Source organism: Humidesulfovibrio sp. (genome assembly GCF_031082295.1).
In the GTDB taxonomy this organism is placed as follows: Bacteria; Desulfobacterota; Desulfovibrionia; order Desulfovibrionales; family Desulfovibrionaceae; genus Humidesulfovibrio.
Window position 1 is genome coordinate 1 of sequence record NZ_JAVHLD010000069.1, and the last position, 3011, is coordinate 3011.

General features: G+C 65.0%; 3 protein-coding genes. 2 read left to right on the forward strand and 1 reads right to left on the reverse strand.

Going from position 1 to position 3011, the window contains the following annotated elements; all coding sequences use genetic code 11:
- Positions 1–353 (forward strand): hypothetical protein (locus tag RDU24_RS15855; RefSeq protein WP_308736754.1); only part of this gene is annotated, 353 nt, incomplete at its 5' end.
- 533 nt (positions 354–886) lie between these two features.
- Here RDU24_RS15855 and RDU24_RS15860 read toward each other — a convergent pair.
- Positions 887–1774 carry a tRNA (adenine-N1)-methyltransferase gene (locus RDU24_RS15860; RefSeq protein ID WP_308736755.1) on the reverse strand — a complete coding sequence of 296 codons (888 nt, stop codon included), beginning with the start codon at positions 1772–1774 and terminating at the stop codon, positions 887–889.
- A 117-nt stretch (positions 1775–1891) separates the two neighbouring features.
- On the opposite strand from RDU24_RS15860, the gene RDU24_RS15865 reads away from it, so the two are divergent.
- Positions 1892–2902, forward strand: coding sequence for a radical SAM protein (locus RDU24_RS15865; RefSeq protein ID WP_308736756.1), 1011 nt, complete (start codon positions 1892–1894; stop codon positions 2900–2902).
- Positions 2903–3011: the final 109 nt, after the last annotated feature.

Here is a 3011-nt window from a genome sequence, read left to right on the forward strand (position 1 = left end):
GCAAAAAGGGCGGGGATAGCGACTGGTACGGCTACTGCGTCGATGACCCGGTGAACCGGGTTGATGTGTGGGGGCTGGATGCTTCATGGATAATTCCAGAGAGGACAGAGAGTCCCGAGTACTATGAATGCACCCGAGATGCAGACGTTGGAAAGCATCAATGTGATCAACTGTTCGAGTTTTTGGGCTTTGCCACGAAAAACCCTCTCAAGGGATGGGGTGTCGAGGAGATTGGAAAGCAGATGTGCAAATCTGTGCGAGACAATCAATATAAAGGCTGTGAGGACCAATTTGGAAAAAACGCCAAAAGAGAAAATGAAGATGGGGGCACCCCTCCCGACCACCAGGATTAACCGATGGAACCGTCTGCGCATGATCGTAACGCTATGCACACTTCTGGGCATGGTATACGGTGCTGGGGTTAGCATTTTCGCCGCACATCACTTCTCCGTTGGAGTTGAAACAGGGGTCATGGCAATACTGCTCACCACTGCGTATGTTAGCCTTGAGGGCGCAGCCATAGGATTTGCCCTGTGGGTGCTCTGGACAGCATCCCTGCTGGCTTGTGCATGGATTACTCGTCTTTTCAGCAGTCGCCCAACACCACCCGGGTAGGCCCTTACCATCTAGGGGGCGAAGCCTACAGGCTTCGCCCCCGTTCTCTTGACGCCGACACCGGGCGCTTCACGGCGCCCTGATGGGGAAGTCGACCCGCTGCGGGAGAAAGGCGGCTGAGAACCGGGTGAATACGTGGAAGGTTGAGAAAGAAGAAACGGGGCGGGGAGCTGGCGTGCTCCTCGCCCCGTCGTCGTTTTGGGACACACCCGGCAGGGTGTTACATATCTACCTTTGGCGGGGTCCAGGGGCGGCGCCCCTGGCCTTCAGCCTATTCCGTGGCTTCGGGGTCGTGCGCGGCGTCGAGGGTATCGGCCCCCTCGCCGGTTTCCGGGCCGAGGTCCGGGTCGGTTTCGCTGACGGGTTCCTTGGCCGGGCGGGTGAAGGGCTCGGGGTTTTCCATGCACCGCGCGAACACCAGGAACCCGGTGTGGGCGACCATGCGGTCTTCCGGGCGCAGGCGGTCGGGCACGCACTTGTAGCGCCGCACCAGGATCTCCAGCGCCTCGATTTCGGTGAAGGGGCCTTGCTCCAGGCCGCGCAACAGGTCGCTGACCTGGTTCACGGTGGGCAGCAGGAACCCGCAGGTGGCCCCGGGGGTGACGGCGGGCGGGATGAGGCGCAGGCAGTCCTGGGGTTCGCGCACGTCGAGGAACAGGGCGTCCACGCCGGTCTGCTTAAAGCCGGTCTCCTCGATGTCGCCCAGGTGCTGTTCCACGCGGTGCGCCAGGCCCACGCGGGCCAGGTTCTTGGCGGCGTTCTTGTAGAACTCCTCGCGGCGCTCGTAGGTGTAGACCTTGCCGGTATCGCCCACGTAGGTGGCCAGGGCCAGGGTGAGCCCGCCGGAGCCGGTGCCGGTCTCGATGACGCGGCAGCCGGGCTGGATGCCGAGCTTGAGCAGCACGTAGCCGATTTCCTTGGGGTACATGATCTGGGTCTGGCGCTTGACGCCCTTGATGAGTTCGTACACCGTGGGCTTGAGGATGCGGTAGGGGAAGCCCAGGTGCGAGCGCACGATGCCGCCGAAGCCGGCCTCGGCGATTTCGCTCATGAGGATGCGTCCGTCGTGGGTGTGGATTTCCTTGGCCGGGTCGAGCGCGTGCATGTAGCGCTTGCCCTTGGGGCTGATGACCAGGACGAGCTGTCCGGTTTCGATCATGGTATGGTTCCTCCGTGCGCGCCCCCGCTTGTGCGGGCGTTCGCGCTGGCATGGGCCTACCGGGCCGGGCGCTCGGCGTCAAGGCTACTGCGAAGCGTTCAAAGGGGGAGATGGCCGGTGCAGGCGGATTCCTACAGATACATTTTCGGTCCGGTGCTGTCCGGGCGGCTGGGCCGTTCCCTCGGGCTGGACCTGCTGGGCTTCCGCGTGTGCTCCATGAACTGCGTGTACTGCGAGTCCGGCCCGCTGACCAGGCTGACGCTGGAGCGCGCGCGCTACGTGCCTGCCTCGGAGCTTTTGGCCGAGCTGACGCGCTTCGAGGCCGCCCGGCGCGAGAGCGGCGAGGCCCTGCCCGACGTCATCACCCTGGGCGGCCTGGGCGAGCCCACCCTCAACAGCGACCTGCCCGCCATCATCGACGGGGTGCGGCGGCTGTTCCCCGGCGTGCCGGTGGCGGTGTTGACCAACGCGACGCTCATGACCGACCCCCAGGTACGCGCGGAGCTGGCCAGGGCCGACATGGTGCTGCCCAGCCTGGACAGCCTGGTGCCGGAGGAGTTCGCCGCCGTGAACCGGGCGCACCCCGGGCTTGACCCCAAGGCCATCGCGGAGGGCATCCTGGCTTTCCGAGACGATAGCCAGGCCAAGGGCACCAAGGTTTTCCTGGAGATCCTGCTTGTGGCCGGGGTAAACGATTCGCAGCGGAATCTGGAGCTTTTGGCGGACTACTGCAACCGTCTGCAACCAGACCGAGTGGACGTGGTGACCCTGTCGCGCCCGGGCACCCGGCCCGACGCCCGCGCCGTGGACAAGGACACGCTCGTGCGCTGGCGCGAGCGCCTGCGCGTGGCCCAAGTCGCGCCTGCCGACGGCGCAACGCTTGCAGAGCGCGAGAAAAATGGGCAAGAACAGAGCGGAGGCATGCAGCCGGACGAACTCCGCGCACGCCTCCTGGCCTCCCTGGCGCGCCGACCGCAGACGGGCGCGCAGCTGGCGGAGGCCCTGCTCGCCGACCAGGGCGCGGTAATGGCCGCGCTGCGGGAGCTGCTGGAAGCAGGCCGCATCGCGCTGCGCCAGCAGGACGGGCAGGACTACTATCAGGCCCGGACAGAGCAGCCGACGCCTTAAGGCCCCTTCGCAACGTGCGGATGGCCCGAATTTCTTCACAATTTTCTATCTTCCGAGGTTCTTTGCATGAGTGATTCCCAGGACCCCCAGGCCCCGCCCCAGGCGGACG

What these genes read in the sequence shown, in the direction of transcription:
- RDU24_RS15860 (WP_308736755.1), bottom strand. Translation starts at nt 1,774, where the DNA reads ATGATCGAAACCGGACAGCTCGTCCTGGTCATCAGCCCCAAGGGCAAG.